Origin of the sequence: Atopobacter sp. AH10 (assembly GCF_003664595.1) — a bacterium.
In the GTDB taxonomy this organism is placed as follows: domain Bacteria; phylum Bacillota; class Bacilli; order Lactobacillales; family Aerococcaceae; genus Atopobacter.
Genome location: NZ_QXPZ01000020.1, coordinates 1 through 19,391 on the forward strand (window position 1 = coordinate 1; position 19,391 = coordinate 19,391).

Genomic DNA, 19,391 nt, shown 5'->3' on the forward strand with positions numbered 1-19,391 from the left:
CACCATAAAATTAGGATTTGTACGACTTAAGCTCGTTATTGGTTGGGGAATTCAGGATAAAAATGAAAAAAGTACGTCAATCGAAGCTTTGATAAGCGTTGATTTGACGTACTTTTTTGGTCTATACTTTTTGTCTTTGGTGAAAGAGACAGACGATTGTCAAAGACTCTCTTTTAACTTCTAGCTGACTAGAGAATATAGTGGCTAAGTTCATTACTCGATAAAATAGGATTCAAGCGTTCATCAACATACTGTTCTGTTATCAAAATATCGCCCATGTTCATATCTGATGCTTCAAAGAGGAGTTCTTCCAAAACTTTTTCCAGTATGGTATGTAATCGACGTGCTCCGATATTTTCCGTTTCACTATTCAAGCGATAGGCCACCTCAGCCATGCGATGGATAGCTTCTTGACTAAAGTTAATCTGAATATTTTCTGTCGCTAAAAGGGCTTGATATTGTTTTAACAAAGCATTTTTGGGCTCTTTGAGGATGCGTTCAAAGTCTTCCACAGAAAGATCTTCTAATTCTACCCGAATAGGGAAGCGACCTTGTAATTCAGGCATCAAATCACTTGGTTTGCTATCATGGAAGGCTCCCGCACCAATGAAGAGAATATAGTCCGTCGAAACTAAACCATATTTCGTGCGAACTTGACTCCCTTCAACAATTGGTAAAATATCCCTTTGAACACCTTGACGAGATACCGTTCCACTTTGCCGTTCTTTCCCAGCGATCTTGTCGATTTCGTCAATAAAAATAATCCCTTCTTCTTCAGCCCTTTTGATGGCCAAGGCATGAACATCATCCATATTCACCATTGTTTCAGCAATGTCATCCGTTAGAATATCCAAAGCTTCTTTAACGGTAACCGATCTCTTGACCTTTTTACCGGCCCTTAGTTGACCGAGCGTTTCTTGAATAGATTCGATTTGTTCCATGGCCGGATTGTTAGAGACGGCTAATTTAGTTCTCTCTTTAACTGCTATAACAACTTCTTCTTTGTCCAATTTACCTGATCGAATATCCTCTTCTAGGCTACGACGAGAAGTTTTTATTTCATCCGTTACTTCTTCCCTCTCTTCAGTATCCACATCAAAAATACTGCCGAGACTTGCTCCACCTCTTGTAAACATTTGCGATAGATTTTGCAGATAATCTTGTTGATTGACTTTCCGCTTAATCCCAGGCTTCATTTGTCGAACTAATTCCTTTATGGCCTTTTCACGCGCTTTATCTATATGTTGAGCTTTCTTTTCTTCTGTCACGATTCGAATAGCTTGTTCGACCAAATCTCTTACCATCGACTCAACATCACGTCCAACATAACCTACTTCAGTAAATTTAGTAGCTTCGACCTTGATAAATGGTGCTTTCACTAAATCAGATAAGCGCCTAGCAATTTCGGTTTTACCTACCCCAGTAGGCCCAATCATGAGAAGATTCTTTGGTTGAACTTCTTCCTTCATCGTATCCGTTAATTGCATCCGCCGATAGCGATTTCTCAAACCAACAGCAACTAAACGTTTAGCCTTATGTTGACCAATAATATACTTATCCAATTCCTCTACGACACGACGAGGGGTCATTCCTAAATTATCCATCTTAGCCTCCAATCTTCTCTACCACAATCTGATCGTTTGTAAAGATATCAATGCTTGAAGCAATTTCTAGACTAGTTCTGGCTATTTCTTCAGCTGACTTCCCAGAATCCTTTAAAGCGCGAGCTGCTGCAAGGGCATAATTCCCACCTGATCCAACTGTTAAAATACCGTCATCAGGAGTGAGCACTTCCCCTGTCCCACTGACAAGCAAGAGGTCCTTAGCATCCATCACAATTAGCATTGCTTCTAATTTTTGCAATGTAGGATCTTTACGCCAGGAACGAGCCATCTCAATGGCTGCGCGACGAAGATTTCCCTTAAATTCAGTCAATTTACCCGTAAACATTTCTTCTAAACTAATCGCATCAGCCACCCCTCCAGCAAAGCCAATCAGCACTTGATCATTATATATGCGACGAACTTTTTGGGCAGAGGCCTTCATGATCACCGATTTACCTAAAGTGACTTGTCCATCTCCTGCAATAGCTGATCCGTTTTTAGTATGAATAGCACATATAGTTGTCACTCTTCATCATCCTTTCGGTTATCGTCTTGAAACGATAGACATTGGTTAACGATATCTTTCATCCTTTTCGTAGAAACATGTGTGTATATTTGTGTCGACGATAAGTTTTCGTGGCCTAATAGATCCTGTACACTCCTTAAGTCAGCTCCATTATTCATTAAATGAGTAGCGAAACTATGCCTTATTTTATGAGGATGTATGTCCCCTTTTTGCCCAGATAATCGATAAGCCTTCTTTACTATATACCTTAATCCGTTGGTCGTTAAGACTTTACCTTTATAATTAACGAAAACATAATCATGATCTTCACATTGCCCCTTCATTAACTCATTCCGATAAGATTTGAGATAGGTTACTAAGGCTTGGTGGCTCGTCTCATTAAAAGGTACAATACGATCCTTTTTCCCCTTCCCCTTTATATAGAGCAAGGATTGTTTTAAATCGATTTGCTTTAATTGTAACTCTTGGCATTCGAAAATACGTAAGCCTGAAGCATAAAGTAATTCCAGTAAGGCTTTGTTACGATAATCTAAAGCATTGTTTAAGGGAAGCTGGTCTAAGAAATGGAGCATTTCTTCTTCAGTAAAGAAGTCCGGCAGGCGTCGCTGACCAAGCTTTAAATGAATCCCTACTGTAGGGTCATGATCCATTAAATGATTTTTTAAACAGTAGTGATAAAAACCTCTCAGAGATGATAAATGTCTGCTTAAACTTCTTCTTGAGAGTCCTTCTTCCATTTGATGAGATAAAAATAATTTGATATCTAAAGGTCTAATATCTTCTAAAGAACCTTCTCCACTGGCTTCAATAAATTGACAAAAACTGTTTAGATCCTGGCGATAATTGACTACTGTATGAAAGGAGTAGCGTTTTATATGTTCCAAATAGTAGAGATAATCCTCTAACAATTGCCTATCTTTCATCACTTTCTCCCTTCTTCTAGCAAAAATCCTTCTAAAAAAAGACGGAAGTTCCCTTCCATCTTTCCTTTATTAGGCTTGTTTTTCTTCTTTATAGTCGCACTCTGGACAAATAATTTGCTTATTGCCTCGTGTTTTCTTCTCTACTAAACAAGCAGAACATTTCGGGCAGTTTCTAGAAATAGGTTTATCCCATGAGACATAGTCACATTCTGGATACAAGGAACAGCCATAGAACAAGCGATTTTTCTTCGACTGACGTTCTACGATCTCTCCTTTTTGACATTTAGGGCAAGTAACCCCAATGGATTTCACAATCGCCTCAGTATGCCGACAGTCAGGGAAATTACTACAAGCATAAAATTTACCGAAACGTCCCAATTTGATCACCATATCTGATCCGCATTCAGGGCAAGAAAAGCCGGCAGGTTCATCTTTTATCGTGATTTTTTGAATAGCTTCAGAGGCTTTTTCAACTTCTTTGATAAATGGTTGATAGAATTGATCCACCACTTCAACCCATTCACGTTGACCCGATTCGATCGCATCTAGATCAGTTTCCATATCTGCAGTAAATTTGGTGTCGACAATTTGAGAGAAGTAATTTTCAATAATCGTATTAACAACTTCCCCCAATTCTGTTGGCTCAAAGCGCTTAGTCACTAGCTTAACATAATAGCGTCTTTGTAAAGTATCAATCGTTGGAGAGTAAGTTGATGGTCTACCAACGCCTATTTCTTCTAAAGTTTTAATCAAAGAAGCTTCTGTATAGCGAGCAGGTGGTTGGGTAAAATGTTGCTCCGGTAAAAGATCAAGAAGATCTATACTATCTCCCTTTTGTATGTCCGGTAGAATAACATCCTTATTCTTCTTTCCTTCTTGATAGACCTTTAAGAACCCATCAAACATTAAGCGTGACCCTACAGCACGGAAGCAAACTTTCCCTTGAGCCATATCAATCGTCAAAACTTTCATTTTTGCACTTGCCATTTGACTAGCCACAAAGCGTGTCCAAACAAGATGATAGAGTTTAAATTGATCTTTTGAAAGATAACGTTTAACAGATTCCGGAGTCCTCAAGACACTCGTTGGACGAATAGCTTCGTGAGCATCTTGCGCTCCTGCCGCTTTTTTGCTCACTCGTTTATGATCTGGTAAATAATCCGCTCCATAGCTATCTTTAATGAATTCCGCAGCTTCTTGTTGGGCAGACTCTGCAACACGAGTGGAATCTGTACGCATATAGGTAATTAAACCGACCTGGCCTTTTCTCCCTAATGATACCCCTTCATATAATTGTTGGGCAATCATCATGGTTTTACGTGTCCTAAAATTCAACTTATTAGAGGCATCCTGTTGTAAAGAAGAAGTAGTAAATGGTTGATAAGGGTTTCGATTTCTTTCTTTACTAGTCACTTCTTGTGCTAGAAAGGCTTTCGTTTTATCAATTTCAGCCAGAAGTTTATTGACCTCTTCTTCTGAATTTAATGGACATTTTTCACCATTGTATTGATAGAAACTAGCTGTAAAACTTTTGCTTTTCTTAAATTTACCTTCAATGGTCCAATATTCTTCTGGAACAAAGTCGGCAATTTCTTTTTCACGATCAATGATAAGTTTCAGGGCAACAGATTGAACCCGCCCTGCACTTAAGCCTCTTTTTACCTTTTCCCACAAAATAGGAGAAAGGGTATAGCCCACCAAGCGATCCAAAATACGACGTGCTTGTTGTGCGTCGACCAAATCTTTTTCTATTGGACGGGGATGTTTAAAGGCCTCTTTAATCGCATCTTTTGTGATTTCATTAAAAACCACCCGAATAGGCTCATTTGCATCCAAGCCTAATAGGTAGGATAAGTGCCAAGCAATTGCTTCTCCTTCACGATCCGGGTCACTCGCGAGATATATTTTTTCTGCCTTTTTAGCTAATCTCTTTAAATCTTTAATAATAGGCCCTTTACCTCGTATGGAGATGTAGTTAGGTTGATAATGATCTTCTATATCAATCCCCATTTTACTTTTAGGTAAGTCTCTCAGATGTCCTTTGCTGGCTACAACTTTATATTGACTCCCAAGATAGCGTTCTATAGTCTTGGATTTTGTTGGGGATTCGACGATAACTAAATACTTGTATGACAAGCCAATTCTCCTTTGCTCGTGTTAATACATTGAATCGTTACCATAGTATTTCAAACCCCCGTCTTTGTCAAATCTAATCTGCAAAAATATCCTGAATTTCTTGAAGTAGGGATGCACCTTCCCTTATCAATTCATGGCAACCTAAAGAATTTTCAGAAAAAATAGATCCAGGTACAGCCCAAATATTGCGATTATCCTCTAAGGCCATTTGAGCAGTGATCAGAGAACCAGATTTTTTCTTGGCTTCCACAATAACCACATCAGAACATAATCCAGCTATGATACGATTTCGCATTGGAAAGTGAAATTTTTGAGGGGATGTATCTGGAGGAAATTCACTTAAAACTAAGCCTCTTTCTCGAATGAGACTGTCTAATGAGCGGTGTTTTTTCGGGTAAGTTTGATTTAAGCCAGTCCCCACAACAGCAATCGGTTCTAAACCTTCTAAAAGCGCTTGATAGTGCGCATAGGCATCTACTCCCAGTGCTAATCCGCTAATGATACTAGGAGGATTCTTTCTATTAGCTAATTTCAAAAGTAAATGATCAATAACCTTTTTACCATATTCCGTCATTTTACGGCTACCAACAATGGCTAAACCCGGCTTTTCTAGCAAAGAGAGCTTGCCTTCATAAAACAAGATTAATGGTGGCCGATATATTTCTAAAAGATGAAGAGGATAATGTTCATCAATCATACTAATAAAAGAGATTCCTTGTTGAAGGATAAAATCTGCTTCTTTTTCAGGCCAGACAAAATGACCTATTCGTTTTGAAAAAGCCCTTAAATTATCGGGGCATTGCCTATCCTCTAGAAGTTTAGCGGCATAACGATATTTCCTGTCAAAAGGTATTTTCGACAAGTGGATCAAAAGTAAGTAGTAATCAAACGGGGTCATTTTACCCTAGCCTCCTTTATTCAAGAATAAAATACGCTAGCTCAGGTAAAATTGACGCCCAACTTTCCTACTTTATGGTTCTTTTTTCAATCGATTAGAAAAATGAGAAACAGGAGCAAAAGACAAACGATGAATCGGAGAAGGCCCATATTTTTTTAAACCCTCCAGATGATTTTTAGTCCCGTAACCCATATTGTGGCAAAAATCATAGACAGGATATTGTTTATCAAACTCCATCATCAGCTGATCCCGATAAACTTTAGCTAGGCAAGATGCTGCAGCAATAGATAGGCTTTTTTGATCCCCTTTATCCGGGTGGGCTTGCCCATAAGGAATATCCAGTCCTACAGAATCAATCAGCACAAAATCATTCGCATCAGCCACTTTTAAAATAGCTTCTTGCATGGCTTCCTTAGTCATGGCCAAAATATTCGACTGATCAATAGCTCGATTATCTCTTTCCACAATCGCATAAGCTAAAGCATTCTCTTTCACCCATTCAGCAATTCGCACTCGATCTTTTGCATTTAAAAGCTTGCTATCATTTAAGCCAACATCTACGGTTAATGGCCAAGGGAGTTTAACAGCTGCTACTACAACAGGCCCAGCTAAAGGACCTCTCCCGACTTCATCAACCCCTATAACGCCCGTATAGCCATCTTCATAAGCTTTCGTTTCAAAGATTTTCATTTCTTCAAAATGAGCTTGACGCGCCATTCTTTTTTCTAATTGCTTGTCCCATTGAAGTAAGGCTTTCTTTACCCCTTTCCTCTCATCCTTGAGGAGATTTTTCACATAAGGATCTTCCCTATCTACAATACTTTTAAGTTTTTCGCGGATGATTTGAATACTTTCCATCTAGTTAACCCCTTCTGTTCGATAAAAATCATCCAAGGTAAATGATCCCAACCGTCCTTGCCGTAATTCGGTAATAAGGCGTTCACTTGCCCTTTCATAATCGTCTTTATAGCCCATCTTTTGTGTGATATCCATTAAGTATTGTGGTAAGGCTAAAACATCAGTTGGCAATTCTATACCATAGCGTTCCTCTAGTGCGTTTTTAAGACTAGGGCCAATCTCCTTTAAAGCAAACAAAGCAATATCGTCCATATAAAGTAACTGATCTTTTATAGCACCTGTAATAGCTAAACGATAGCCTATGGACTGATCTTCGAATTTAGGCCATAAAATACCTGGTGTATCTAAGAGTTCAAAATCCTTTCCATATTTCAACCAACGCAAAGCCTTGGTCACCCCTGGGCGATTACCAGTTTCCGCTTGATTTTTACCTACCATACGATTAATTAAGGTTGACTTTCCTGCGTTAGGTATCCCTAAAATCAATAAGCGTATTGTTCTTTCCACCACGCCTTTTTCCTTTAGTCGGTCCAATTCACTAGCCATAAGGTCTCTAAGCGCCATCTGTAAATGATCTAAGCCCTGACCCATTTTGGCATTTAAAAGAACTGTTGTGTAGCCCAAAGATTCAAAATATTCTTTCCATAAGTTGGTTTGCAATCGATCAGCTAGATCAACTTTATTTAAAACAATCACACGTTTTTTATGAGCAGCCAATTGGTCAATTAAGGGGTTACGACTACTCATTGGCACACGAGCATCTAAACATTCCACGACGACATCGACTAATTTTAATTGCTCTTTAACTTGACGGATAGTTTTAGCCATATGCCCAGGAAACCACTGTATAACTTTTGTCACTGCACGAACCTTCTTTCTATATTTTTAAAAATAAAGAAGTGACCACTATCTGGTGATCACTCCCTCCTAGCAGTCAAAGTAAGCTTAGGGGATAAATCACCCTCTACTTGTCACTAGGCGTTTTTAACCATTGAAGCTTATTCAAAGGCCAATAAATAGACCGAACAACCCCATGAATCGCCTCTTGATCAACGAATCCAAAGGCACGAGAATCGTTGGAATGCCCCCGGTTATCCCCCATAACAAAGTACTGACCATCTGGAACTACCATCTCTCCCGTTAACATTTGCAAGGTGAAATTAGGCGTTCCATAGGTATCTTTACCATCAATTGGAAATTTCTCTGCCTTATTGGTAAAACTTTCCTTAATCTGCTTGTCATTAACAAATAATTTGCCATTCACATAAGTTATTTTGTCACCAGGCATACCTATAACACGTTTTACATATTCTTTACCTGTTGCATCTGGTGCATCGAGAACGACGATATCCAAGCGGTCTACTTTTTCAAGTTTATTCGCAATAACTCTTTCCCCATCTTGTAAAGTTGGGTACATAGAACTACCACTAACCCGATAAGTATGAGCTATATAGTTATTTATTCCCCAAAATAAAAGGAAAGATATGGCTAAAGTAAACACCCAGTCCAATAGTTGCCGAAAAAGTGGTTGACTTTCTGTTCCTTTAGCTTTATTTTTTTTGCCTCCTGACTTATTTGGCATAGATTCAGTCATCTCCTCTTCAGCTATCTTATGCTGTCTATTGATTTGCCTTTCTTCAGCCTTATTTTCTGCCCGTCTTTTTAAACTGCTTTCTCCTTGATCAGAAGTTGAGCCTTTAAAAGAAGGATTTTTTAAAGAAGACTGGTTTTTGGGGCATAAATCAGCATCCCTTGAAAAAGATGACTGATGCTCTTGATCTAGCTTCTTGCCTCCTTTTAGAGTCAAGCTCTTTAAGGAATGTTGACCTAATTGAGAGTCCCTTTTGCCCGATTTCTTCTTATGCCTAAAAATCCCTTTCTTTAAATGCGTCTCATTCCTTGAGGGGAGCTGTTGTGAGACAAAATGTTTATCATCTGATGGCGCCATAATTAATCTCCTTTTAAACAGCAGCTGTTAAATTTTTGATGATCCTACAAGCTGTCAAGATAAGGATTGGCCTAATTAGTGTTTACTTAAAAGCACACAAGCTATAACTTTTTTCATAAGAAAAGAATCTATGGAATAATTCAAGTGCTTATAAAAATTTAAAAGGCTTTATCCTTAAAATAACACGCCCTATAATATTTTCTTTTGATACAAAACCAAACATCCGTGAATCATAAGACAGTGATCGATTATCGCCTAGCACAAAATAATGATCTTTTGGAATGCGTTTAGCCTTAGTCACTTCATCCATTCTAAAATCAGCTGTTTCTACAATATTCTTAGCATAACTTTCCTTCACTAGCTGTCCATTTACATATAATTGATTATTTTTATAGTCAATCGTTTCTCCCGGTAAACCAATAACTCTTTTGATATAAGTATGCTTAGAAGAATCTTCAAAAATAACAATATCAAAGCGTTTCAAACTGTGTAGCGGAGTACAAAGCAAGGATTCTTCAGGTTTAATATTAGGCATCATCGAATGGCCACCGACCTGAGCAGGAATCAAGACCCAACTCCTTAAAACTACTATAACAAGAATAGCACATAATCCACCTAAAAAGTGAAAGAAGTAGCGAGATTTACGGAGTTTAGTGAGCATTATAATTCAACTCCAAAACTTTCTTTATAGCCGCGTCTTTTTGCGGATCTTGAGTCTTCAACTGATCTCTTAGGCTTTGAGTTAAGCTGGCTGCTGTATCATCATCTACTTGACCGGTAACTTTCAAATGATGAGCTTGTTGGAATGATTTAATGGCACTTTCGGTACTATCATCGTAAGTAATAGCCGCTGGAAGCTGATAACCCAATTCACGTAAAACAAGGTTAAGATTTAAAATTTCTTCGTTCTCTTTGCCTTTAACTAATTTATCACTTGAAATGACCATTAAAAGTTTGGAAGCTTTTGCTGGCTCAATTGGATCTGTTGGTTGGATACCCAATCGATGGATCCAATTGCCTTTGGGGGTTAACCATTTATTAACAGTAAATTTTAGCTCTGTTTTATTCGCCAATTCTTGAACAGTTTGAACCGTTCCCTTACCAAAGCTTTTCTCCCCGACTAATGGAATACCCGCCGATTCCTTTAAAGCTCCCGCTACAATTTCAGAAGCCGAAGCAGAGCCTCCATTAATTAACATCACAGTTGGTTCAGTTACCTTTAAGCTACCTAGCTGATCACTAGCTTTATAAATGACGCGTTTGTGGTCTCTATCTTCTGTTTGCATTAAGTTTTGTCCATTTTTGACAAACATATTAGCTATAGCTAAGGCTTGATCCAACAAGCCACCTGGATTAGAACGGAAATCTAAAACGAATCGTTTAACCCCTTTGGAACGTAGCGATTGAATAGCTGCTTGTAACTCTTGACTAGTTGGCTTAGCAAAGTTAGTCACTTCAATGATACCAACTTCTGGATGCTTTTCATCAATAGAAGCGTTGACTGTTTCAATTGGAATGGTATCTCGTTTGAGTTTATACTCTTGTTCCTTATTGCCTCGTTTAATGGTTAAACGAACTTCAGTTCCTTTTTTTCCCCTAACACTAGCGACAACCTTAGCTAAGGATTTGCCTTCAACAGAACGGCCATTGACTTTAATTATCTCATCATTGGCCTCTAGACCCGCTTTTTCGGCTGGAGAGCCTTTAATAGGCGCTATAATGATAATACGTTTAGAGACAAGGGATAAGCTAGCCCCTATACCTTCAAATTGTGCATCCATACTTTCTGAAAAACTTGCTGTATCTTTTTCATTTAAATATTGGGTAAACGGATCTTCAGTCGCTTCTGCCATACCTTTGATAGCGCCATCGACTAACTGCTTTGAACTTAACTTTTTGACATAGCCATTGGACAAACTGCTATAAACTTGATCCAATTTTTCGATATCTTTAGCTTTCAGCTGACTTGTCGGTCTCACTGTTTTATAAAAAATAAAGCAAACTAAGACAATCATTACGCCTGAGAGTAAGCCAGTCCAAAAATTAAAGAAAAAATGTTTGAGCTTGTCCTTCTTTTCATCTGAAGAAGAAAGCTTTGCCTTGCCTTGTAGGTCTAAGGTATCACTGCTTTTATCTTCCTGTATGGATGGTTCAATACTTGTAGACTCTTTTCTTTCGTTTGTCTCACCATTTTCAGAATGATTCATAAACTTCCTCTTTTCTTTTATAGGTTCAAAGCTATTTCGACCATATCTAAAAAGGTCTTTTCTCGTTCTTTGGCTGTTGTTTCTTCAGCTGTTAGCAAATGATCGGAAATAGTTAAAATGGCCAAGGCTGATCTTTTGTACTGAGCGGCTAGAGTATATAAGCCAGCAGCTTCCATTTCCACAGCCAAGACCCCATAATCAGCTAATTTCTTTTTGTCTAACTCCTCATTATAAAATCTGTCTGAGCTTAAGACATTACCTACATGAAGATTCACCTTCAACTTTTGCCCTAATGCATAAGCTTTATAAAGTAAGTCAAAATCCGCTATAGGGCTAAAAGATACTTGCCCATTAAAAATGTTTTTTAAAAGGCTCGAATCAGTCACTGCCGCCTGAGCTAGTACTATATCTCTCACATGAATATTTTCTTGCATCGCTCCAGCAGAACCTACACGAATGATTTCATTTACACCATACTCCTTAAACAGTTCATTCGCATAAATCATAGCAGAGGGAATACCCATACCAGATGCTTGGACTGAGACAGATTCCCCCTTATACAAACCTGTATAACCAAACATATTACGAATATCGTTATAACAATAGGCATCAGTCAAATAATTTTCAGCAATAAATTTTGCTCGAAGAGGATCCCCTGGGAAAAGAACTCTAGAAGCAATTTGCCCCTTTTCAGCTCCAATATGTGTACTCATTTCACTTTCCTCCTTCTATCTAGTAAAGATAGATCTTACTTTACTCACTATTCACTATAACCACTATCATCATAAGCTTGCCAAGCTTTATCAAAAACATCAATAAAGGCACTATACTCACTGGATAGTTCAAGATATTCTGATATTTCCGAAAATTTTGTGACTTGTTTGGGAAAATTAGAGTCTTCATGCATCATGTTAGCAAACTTAGCCATTTCATCACAGAATTGATGATCATTCTGATAACGCATCATATAATCATAGAAACTTTTCATTAATTATTCCTCTCTTTTATCAAGGCCTTTACCTTAGCGTATGGAATACTTGTTGAAACAGTTAACCCATCTTGATCTATTTTTTTAGCCTTAATTAACAAATCTAATTTATTCGATAGTTTCTCTGAAGAAATATCTACTATATGTTTAGTCGCATGTAAATTTACATATTGATTAAGGTCCGTATACTGCAACAGTGTCAAGGCTAAGGTAATTGGTAGGCGAAACTTACTCATTTTTACTTCTTTCACGTGAAGACGTAAATCCCCATTTTCCCTATCCTCTACACTAGCTTTGAAACGAGCTTTAATTTTAAAACCCATGTATTTTATAGGAACTTTGATATCTATTTCTTTTGCCGACATATAAAAACGAGCAGGACTATTGTTAGCTTTGAAGTAGTCATTGACTAAAGCAGTTGTTTGATCGTTTGACAAGGTAAATTGCCCCTCAATTAGCTCATTATCTGGCATAGTAGCAGCTCCTCCATGAGACATAAACTTCATGTTTCCTAAAAGATGTAATGGTAAGCTGATCATGACCACTAGAATCAGCACCAAAGCCCAAAAGAGCCATTTATAGATATTAATTTTTTTCATACAATCCCCTTAACGTTTTTCAGCCAAATATTCCCATCGATCCATTAAGTCATCTAAGTGGGCTTGCGCCTTATCACAAGCTTCTTGCCAAGCATTAAGAGCTAGATAATCACTCATGTCAGTTGGCATCTCAGATTTAATTTCTGCCAATTTTTCCTCTGCCTCACTGATACGGTCTTCTATCGTTGCCCACTCTTTTTCCTCATGATAGGAGAGTTTCTTTTTGACCGTCTTTTTTTGAACTTCTTGTATCTTCACATCAGTTTCCGAACTAGAGTCCTCACTAGGAGCTTGCCTTTGTAACAATTCTCCCTCTAATTCAGCTAAAGAACGTTTCGTTAAAAGAAAATCTCCATTCCCTTGTATATATAATATATCTGTAGCTAATTGATCGATAAAATAGCGATCATGCGACACAAAGATTAAAAGTCCTGGAAATTCACGGAAATAATCCGTTAAAATAGTCAACGTTTCTAAATCTAAGTCATTAGTTGGCTCATCTAGCAAAAGGACATTGGGCTCTTTTGTTAGATGACTCAATAAATACAAGCGTCTCTTTTCCCCACCAGATAAACGACCAATGGCTAAACGTTGCATGGAACGAGGAAATAAGAAACTCTCCAAAAGCTGAGGAATAGAAGACAATTGCTCATTGGAAAGGTCATTTTTTAGACCCACTTGAGTCATATAATCGATAATTGTTTGATCTTCAGGTAAATCTTCTGTTAATTGTTGGTAATAAGTCATCCGAACTGTATCACCAATTTGATAATTTCCAGCTATAAACGGCAAATTTCCTACTAAGCCTTCTAAAAATGATGTTTTGCCCACACCATTTGGGCCGACAATAGCCACTCGTTGACCCTTTTGCCAATACGCAGTTAAGTCTTCAACAATCTTGTATTCATCTCGATATAAACTAATATTTTCTAAACTAAGTCCCCTTTTCCCTAGACGTTGATGTTGAGCTTCAATGGCTAAGTCATCTGCTTGATTTTTATCTTTTATTTCTTTTTCCAAATGATAGAAACGTTTAATTCTAGCCTCTTGTTTGGTAGATCGAGCCTTAGCCCCAGTACGCATCCAAGCCAATTCATTTTTATAAGCTTGTTCTTTTTTATGAAGTTCTAGGGCTTCTTCTTCAAGTCGTTGTGCCCTTTTTTTAAGATAATCCTCGTAATTACCTGAGTAGCGTCTAAACTTCCCTTGATCCAATTCAACGATATCTTTTACTACACTATCTAAGAAATAGCGATCATGAGTAATTAAAATAAAGCTACCGGAATATTGTTTCAAATAATTTTCAAGCCAAGTGATAGCTCTCAAATCTAGATGGTTAGTTGGTTCATCGAGTAGCAGTAAATCAGCTTGAGAGAATAAAACACTTGCAATGGCTAATCGTTTTTGCTGACCGCCAGACAAATTACCAACTTTTTCTGACCAATCAGGCAGGCCTAATTGCTCTATGGCGCTCTTTAGTTGCGCTTCATAAGTCCAAGCATCCGCATGGGTCATCTCTAATTGTGCCTTAGCAAAAGCTTCTTGCAACTTTTTATTTTCAGGATGAGCTGTCATAGCTTCTAGAGTTTTTTCATATTGATCGATCAATTCTTTATGAGGATTACCTTCCCTTAGCATGGCCTCCCTCAAGGTCCAATCACTTGGAAAGTGTTTATCTTGATCCAACAATTCAATACGATAATCATTGGGATGATCCATTTTTAAGTCATCCGCTTCTTGTTTACCCGCTAATATGTCAAAGAAAGTTGATTTCCCAGTCCCATTTTTACCGACTAAGCCAACATGGTCTCCTTCATTGACTAGCAGTTGAGCTTCTTCTAAAAGAGCTTTTACACCATAAGATTTACTTATGCAATCAATTCGTAAGTTTTTCAAACTATCACCTATTCCCTACAGCATTGCTATTATTGTATCATTTTTTCTCCACATGACGCCAGGTAAGCTGTAATTTAGGAGCCTTTTAACTTTTCACTAAGCCTTCAAAATAAAATCTTTTGTTCCTAGTTTTTACCATCTTACTCTTTTAGCTCATATAAATCTCCGTTCTTTACATCCTACATGTTATACTAAAGTCATCTTATCATATGTAAGGAGATATTTGTCTATGCGCCCTAAAGCCCTAAAGCAACTCAATACTTGCCTTGAGAAAATTCAATCAGCCCATCTAAAAAAAGAAGAGTACACCAGCCTTTATGCAGAATTATTGAACACTTACGTCCAAAGATTTGACCCCTTATGGATCAGCCAATTTCCAAAAGATCCTGGTGCAGATGCCGGACTCATAGAAAAGATCCTTGCCAGCTATCCATATGGTAAAGCACCCGTCCGCCATCTTAATCGTTTGGATCGGCAACATTACAAAGGGAGATTACATCCTGGATCCTATAATAGCCAAACGCTATAAAAGCTTATCTCTTGCGATTTACAAGCCACTACTAGAAAGTTCCATAAATAAAGGGTGTTCCAAATGAAACACCCCACAAAACCAGTCAACTTGTGACTGGTTATTTATTTTCTTCATCTAAGTTCAAAACAGACATAAATGCTTCTTGTGGAATCTCGACAGACCCAACAGCTTTCATCCGTTTCTTACCTTCCTTTTGTTTTTCTAAAAGTTTACGCTTACGAGACACGTCCCCACCATAACATTTAGCCAAAACGTTTTTCCGTAAGGCCTTGATATTCGTACGGGCTAAAATCTTCGTCCCAATGGCCGCTTGAATAGGCACTTCAAATTGTTGACGAGGGATCAAACTACGCAATTTTTCAACGATAGCTTTCCCGCGATTAAAGGCAAAGTCCTTATGAACGATAACACTTAAAGCATCGACAGCCTCTCCATTTAAAAGAATATCCATCTTGACCAAACGACTTGGTTTATAACCAATAATGGCATAATCTAAAGAAGCATAGCCTTTTGTAGAAGATTTTAAACGGTCAAAGAAATCATAAATGATTTCAGAAAGTGGCATTTCATAAATGACATTCACTCGGAATTCGTCCAAGTAATCCATGGTCACAAATTGCCCACGTTTACGTTGGCAGATATCCATTACTGTTCCTACATAATCATTCGGAACCATGACTTCTGCCTTAACATAAGGTTCTCTTATTTCCGCAATAGTAGTCTGGTCTGGCATCTCTGACGGATTAGAAACAGTCACCGTCCGATGATCAGTTGTCTCCACTTCATAAATAACACTAGGAGCCGTCGTTATCAATTCTAAGTCAAATTCTCTCTCAAGTCGCTCTTGAATGACATCCATATGCAATAAGCCTAGGAAACCACAACGAAAACCGAACCCTAAAGCAGAAGAACTTTCTGGTTCAAATGTTAATGAAGCATCATTTAATTGCAATTTTTCCAAGGCCTCTCGTAAATCGTTGTAAGCAGAAGAATCAATCGGATAAAGACCACAATAAACCATTGGATTCATCTTGCGATAACCAGGTAAGGCTTCCTCTGCTGGACGATCAGCCAATGTTATAGTGTCCCCTACTCGAGTATCTTGGATGGTTTTGATACTTGCAGTTAAATAACCTACATCCCCAGCCATTAAAAAGTCCCTTTGGATAGGCTTAGGAGAGAAGACACCGACTTCGACAACATCGAAAGTTTTGCCATTACTCATTAATTGAATGCTATCCCCAGGCTTAACAATCCCATTGGCTACTCGAATATTTAAGACGACGCCACGATAGGCATCATAAACTGAATCAAAAATCAAGGCTTGCAAAGGTGCTTGAAAATCTCCAGCTGGTGCAGGTATTTTGTCCACAATTTGTTCTAAAATTTCTGGAACACCTATTCCTGACTTGGCTGAAGCTAAAACTGCTTCAGAAGCATCAATGCCAATGATATCTTCAATTTCTTGGCGTACCATTTCTGGATTAGCAGCTGGTAAATCTATTTTATTGATCACTGGAAGAATCTCTAAATCATTATCTACCGCCAAATAGACATTAGATAGGGTTTGCGCCTCAATCCCTTGAGCGGCATCAACGACTAAAATTGCCCCTTCACAAGCGGCCAAAGACCTAGATACCTCATAGGTAAAATCGACGTGACCTGGTGTATCAATTAAATGGAAAATGTAGGTTTCTCCATTGTTGGCTTCATAATGTAATTCCACGGCATTCAATTTGATCGTAATACCACGTTCACGTTCCAAATCCATGGAGTCCAATAACTGGTCTTGCATCTCCCTTTCCTGAACCGTATCGGTCTGTTGAAGGATACGATCGGCTAAAGTTGACTTGCCATGGTCAATATGGGCAATGATCGAAAAATTACGAATATGCTCTTGTCTCTTTTTGAGTTCTTCATGACTCATTGGTAAATTCATTCGTTCACTGTCTCACTTTCTACTGTCAAATTTCGATATACCCCATCATTATAGCATAAAGTCACCACTTGTCAGGATATTCTGGAAAGAGATTCGCTAATATTTTTCGTGTTAATCTTCTAGATTTTCCTTGAGAGGGATAAAGATGCATGGACATCATCGGATTATAGTTGCACTCGATGATGGCATATGAACTATTTTCATCTTCTAAGTTCTGAACAATCATGTCTACTCCACACACGTAGGCATTCATCGCTTTAGCTGCCTGACTAGCAAGGTCTTTTAAATTTTTTGCAGCTAAGTCTGTCACATCTACCGATTCCCCACCAGTGGAAATATTCGAATTAAAGCGCAGATAGGCCACTTGACCTTTAGCTAAGACAGTCTTCAACGTTAAGCCTTGTTTTTCTAGATTATCCCTTTCTTCTTGACCTTTTTCAATAGAGACTAAGGGAGCCAGGTGTCCTTTACCGCGATAGGGATGTTGGTTTTTTTGATCAATAAGCTCTTCTACCGTAGATTTTCCATCTCCCATGACCTGAGCAGGATCTCGCCTTAAAACAGCTTCAACTCGTCCATTTAAAACAAAGAAGCGATATTCAATCCCTTTCACCCATTCCTCAACTAAAACTTGAGAAGAGTAAGTAAATGCATCCTTAAGTGCAGCCTTATAGTAGGACCTGTCTGTAATATTTTCTAGCATATGAATGCCTTGTCCGAAATTAGTATCCTTGGGTTTAATGACGATAGATTGCCCTTGATAGCGATTAAAATTAGCAAGAGCCTCATCAAAAGACTCGTAACTAGCCCCCTTAGGCACTCTTAAGCCAGCTTTATCTAATATTTTTTTTGTTACTAATTTATTATCCATTGCTAGAGGACTAATATAACTATCCAAACTGGTCATGTTCCCATTTTTAACCCACTCTTGGTGTCCCTTGAAAGAAAGGCTGATAAATTGATCCCTAGCATCTAAGACTTCCACAGCAATCCCTGCTTGAATCGCATCTTTTATAAGAGCTTGTGTTGAGAGTTCGAAGTCTGTAAAAGATAGGAGAGCAAAACTTTGACTTCTATAAAAGTTTTTATATTTTAAAGCCAAAGCTGCTATTGCTTCTTTGTTTAATAATTCCTTCGTCATTCGATAAGGACGAGTTAGCGACACATCTTTTATAGCTTCTAAATTCCTTTTGACTTCTCTTAGACTGTCCGGTGAAAAGCTAGCCATTTTTTCCATAAAAGCTAAAAGATCTACAAGGAGTCTTTCCCCTTCTTGATATAACTCCCTAGGCAAACTAGCACTTGCCTTCGATAAGGCCACTTCCTCAATCCATTGACTCGCCTTTTCTCTAGTCAAAGAAGTTAAGTCTTTAGGATCGGACAAAGCTAAATAAACGAACAAGGCTTGTAAAAAGAGCAATTGAGAGCGATTGACTCCATTAGGCGAAAATGGATCATTATCAATATGCCGGCATTCTATATATCGTATTCCACTCTCTAATAACTCTCTAGCACTATCTCCTCCTCTTAACCTTATAGCGGAATAGTACTCTCTTTCCTGTGCAATTTTACCTTCTATAACAGCATCCTCCAATTGACGAACATATTTTTCTAAATGATCTTCATCTAAAAGGATGCTCGGGCGATTCACATATCCATAAGAAGACATTCTTAATGCTTTTACTTTCTTTTCATTAGGAGCTTTCATTCGACAAGACTGATAATAGGCATCTGGAGCTTCTGGTGAGGCGGCATAAAGATAGATAAGAAGCCATTCATAGCGTTGATAATATTTAGCCACTTGCATATAAAGTCTATGACTTAAGTCCTTTAAATTTATTTGAGTCTTTTGACTTAAATGAGCAAGAAATTCATTTTTAAAGGAGAAATTTAAATGGACACCAGAAACTAATTGCCTAGCTTTACCATAGCGCTTTTCTAAATGTTCTCGATAAGCTTGTTGATCCTTAGAAGATAGTTGTGCTACCTTTAAAGACTCCATATTAGATAAGTCATAAGGCATAGAAACTGGCCACAATAATTCTCCATCTGATAAATTTTCTTCAACAATTTGTGTGATAGCATTCAGCCAATTCAAACACTCATCCAATGAAGAAGCTGTTGGCGTAATGATTTCAATCTGGCTTTCAGCAAAATCTGTTTGAATATAGGGGTGATAATCTCTTGATCCGAAAGAAGAAGGGTGGCTTGTCTCAACAATATGTCCTTTTTCATTCACCCTTAAGCTTTCCCGTTCTATACCAAAATCCCCTTTTGATGCATCTTCTTGCAATCTTTTATTATTTAAAACAACTTGAAGTAAACTCGTCATCTTTT

General features: G+C 38.1%; 18 protein-coding genes. 2 read left to right on the forward strand and 16 right to left on the reverse strand.

All coding sequences use genetic code 11. The features are described 5' to 3' along the window. The coding region (locus tag D3H64_RS10400; protein WP_233554885.1) for a hypothetical protein at nucleotides 1–184 on the forward strand (184 nt) is incomplete at its 5' end. A gap of 4 nt (nucleotides 185–188) precedes the next feature. Here D3H64_RS10400 and hslU read toward each other — a convergent pair. The 14 genes from hslU to D3H64_RS04740 all read right to left on the reverse strand — a co-directional run bounded on the left by hslU (nucleotide 189) and on the right by D3H64_RS04740 (nucleotide 14,583). Further along, on the reverse strand, nucleotides 189–1,604 hold the full coding sequence (gene hslU, locus D3H64_RS04675) for an ATP-dependent protease ATPase subunit HslU (protein ID WP_121565110.1): 1,416 nt from the start codon (nucleotides 1,602–1,604) through the stop codon (nucleotides 189–191). Between the two features lies 1 nt (nucleotide 1,605). After that, entirely contained in the window at nucleotides 1,606–2,130 is a 525-nt protein-coding gene (hslV, locus tag D3H64_RS04680; RefSeq protein ID WP_121565111.1) for an ATP-dependent protease subunit HslV, read from the reverse strand. Then, a complete protein-coding gene (locus D3H64_RS04685; RefSeq protein ID WP_121565112.1) occupies nucleotides 2,127–3,053 on the reverse strand; it encodes a tyrosine-type recombinase/integrase in 927 nt (308 codons plus the stop codon). Before D3H64_RS04685 ends, hslV begins: the two co-directional genes overlap by 4 nt. Before the next feature lie 69 nt (nucleotides 3,054–3,122). Beyond that, nucleotides 3,123–5,189 carry a type I DNA topoisomerase gene (gene topA / locus D3H64_RS04690; protein WP_121565113.1) on the reverse strand — a complete coding sequence of 689 codons (2,067 nt, stop codon included), beginning with the start codon at nucleotides 5,187–5,189 and terminating at the stop codon, nucleotides 3,123–3,125. Nucleotides 5,190–5,262: 73 nt separating this feature from the next. After that, nucleotides 5,263–6,087 (reverse strand): DNA-processing protein DprA, encoded by an 825-nt coding sequence (gene dprA / locus D3H64_RS04695; protein WP_121565114.1) that lies wholly within the window; start codon nucleotides 6,085–6,087, stop codon nucleotides 5,263–5,265. A gap of 72 nt (nucleotides 6,088–6,159) precedes the next feature. Then, nucleotides 6,160–6,945 (reverse strand): ribonuclease HII, encoded by a 786-nt coding sequence (locus D3H64_RS04700; RefSeq protein ID WP_121565115.1) that lies wholly within the window; start codon nucleotides 6,943–6,945, stop codon nucleotides 6,160–6,162. Continuing rightward, nucleotides 6,946–7,806 (reverse strand): ribosome biogenesis GTPase YlqF, encoded by an 861-nt coding sequence (ylqF, locus tag D3H64_RS04705; protein ID WP_255420997.1) that lies wholly within the window; start codon nucleotides 7,804–7,806, stop codon nucleotides 6,946–6,948. Between the two features lie 103 nt (nucleotides 7,807–7,909). Further along, a complete protein-coding gene (gene lepB / locus D3H64_RS04710; protein WP_121565116.1) occupies nucleotides 7,910–8,893 on the reverse strand; it encodes a signal peptidase I in 984 nt (327 codons plus the stop codon). Between the two features lie 148 nt (nucleotides 8,894–9,041). Beyond that, the gene (gene lepB / locus D3H64_RS04715; protein WP_121565117.1) at nucleotides 9,042–9,554 is read right to left on the reverse strand and encodes a signal peptidase I; all 513 of its coding nucleotides are present in this window, start codon (nucleotides 9,552–9,554) and stop codon (nucleotides 9,042–9,044) included. After that, nucleotides 9,544–11,100 carry a S41 family peptidase gene (locus D3H64_RS04720; RefSeq protein ID WP_121565118.1) on the reverse strand — a complete coding sequence of 519 codons (1,557 nt, stop codon included), beginning with the start codon at nucleotides 11,098–11,100 and terminating at the stop codon, nucleotides 9,544–9,546. Before D3H64_RS04720 ends, lepB (D3H64_RS04715) begins: the two co-directional genes overlap by 11 nt. A 17-nt stretch (nucleotides 11,101–11,117) precedes the next feature. Continuing rightward, the gene (gene deoD, locus D3H64_RS04725; RefSeq protein WP_121565119.1) at nucleotides 11,118–11,813 is read right to left on the reverse strand and encodes a purine-nucleoside phosphorylase; all 696 of its coding nucleotides are present in this window, start codon (nucleotides 11,811–11,813) and stop codon (nucleotides 11,118–11,120) included. A 47-nt stretch (nucleotides 11,814–11,860) separates the two neighbouring features. Beyond that, nucleotides 11,861–12,088, reverse strand: a complete 228-nt coding sequence (locus D3H64_RS04730; protein ID WP_121565120.1) for a sterile alpha motif-like domain-containing protein — start codon at nucleotides 12,086–12,088, stop codon at nucleotides 11,861–11,863. Continuing rightward, complete coding sequence (locus D3H64_RS04735; protein WP_121565121.1) at nucleotides 12,088–12,687, reverse strand: DUF2140 family protein; 600 nt, start codon at nucleotides 12,685–12,687, stop codon at nucleotides 12,088–12,090. The genes D3H64_RS04730 and D3H64_RS04735 overlap by 1 nt, the downstream gene beginning before the upstream one ends. A gap of 9 nt (nucleotides 12,688–12,696) precedes the next feature. After that, the gene (locus D3H64_RS04740; RefSeq protein ID WP_121565122.1) at nucleotides 12,697–14,583 is read right to left on the reverse strand and encodes an ABC-F family ATP-binding cassette domain-containing protein; all 1,887 of its coding nucleotides are present in this window, start codon (nucleotides 14,581–14,583) and stop codon (nucleotides 12,697–12,699) included. 229 nt (nucleotides 14,584–14,812) lie between these two features. Between D3H64_RS04740 and D3H64_RS04745 the strand changes: the two genes are divergently transcribed. Continuing rightward, on the forward strand, nucleotides 14,813–15,112 hold the full coding sequence (locus D3H64_RS04745) for a hypothetical protein (protein ID WP_121565123.1): 300 nt from the start codon (nucleotides 14,813–14,815) through the stop codon (nucleotides 15,110–15,112). Nucleotides 15,113–15,212: 100 nt separating this feature from the next. Here D3H64_RS04745 and lepA read toward each other — a convergent pair whose 3' ends face one another. Further along, entirely contained in the window at nucleotides 15,213–17,042 is a 1,830-nt protein-coding gene (lepA, locus tag D3H64_RS04750) for a translation elongation factor 4 (RefSeq protein ID WP_121565133.1), read from the reverse strand. A gap of 73 nt (nucleotides 17,043–17,115) precedes the next feature. Then, a complete protein-coding gene (gene gshAB / locus D3H64_RS04755) occupies nucleotides 17,116–19,386 on the reverse strand; it encodes a bifunctional glutamate--cysteine ligase GshA/glutathione synthetase GshB (RefSeq protein ID WP_121565124.1) in 2,271 nt (756 codons plus the stop codon). Between the last annotated feature and the right edge of the window lie 5 nt (nucleotides 19,387–19,391).

Bases quoted from the DNA above. Each gene is read 5' to 3' on its own strand.
- D3H64_RS04720 (WP_121565118.1), bottom strand. From the start codon at position 11,100: ATGAATCATTCTGAAAATGGTGAGACAAACGAAAGAAAAGAGTCTACA.
- D3H64_RS04700 (WP_121565115.1), bottom strand. From the start codon at position 6,945: ATGGAAAGTATTCAAATCATCCGCGAAAAACTTAAAAGTATTGTAGAT.
- lepB (WP_121565116.1), bottom strand. From the start codon at position 8,893: ATGGCGCCATCAGATGATAAACATTTTGTCTCACAACAGCTCCCCTCA.
- D3H64_RS04685 (WP_121565112.1), bottom strand. From the start codon at position 3,053: ATGAAAGATAGGCAATTGTTAGAGGATTATCTCTACTATTTGGAACAT.
- deoD (WP_121565119.1), bottom strand. From the start codon at position 11,813: ATGAGTACACATATTGGAGCTGAAAAGGGGCAAATTGCTTCTAGAGTT.
- gshAB (WP_121565124.1), bottom strand. From the start codon at position 19,386: ATGACGAGTTTACTTCAAGTTGTTTTAAATAATAAAAGATTGCAAGAA.
- D3H64_RS04730 (WP_121565120.1), bottom strand. From the start codon at position 12,088: ATGAAAAGTTTCTATGATTATATGATGCGTTATCAGAATGATCATCAA.
- dprA (WP_121565114.1), bottom strand. From the start codon at position 6,087: ATGACCCCGTTTGATTACTACTTACTTTTGATCCACTTGTCGAAAATA.
- D3H64_RS04745 (WP_121565123.1), top strand. From the start codon at position 14,813: ATGCGCCCTAAAGCCCTAAAGCAACTCAATACTTGCCTTGAGAAAATT.
- lepA (WP_121565133.1), bottom strand. From the start codon at position 17,042: ATGAGTCATGAAGAACTCAAAAAGAGACAAGAGCATATTCGTAATTTT.
- D3H64_RS04735 (WP_121565121.1), bottom strand. From the start codon at position 12,687: ATGAAAAAAATTAATATCTATAAATGGCTCTTTTGGGCTTTGGTGCTG.
- hslU (WP_121565110.1), bottom strand. From the start codon at position 1,604: ATGGATAATTTAGGAATGACCCCTCGTCGTGTCGTAGAGGAATTGGAT.
- lepB (WP_121565117.1), bottom strand. From the start codon at position 9,554: ATGCTCACTAAACTCCGTAAATCTCGCTACTTCTTTCACTTTTTAGGT.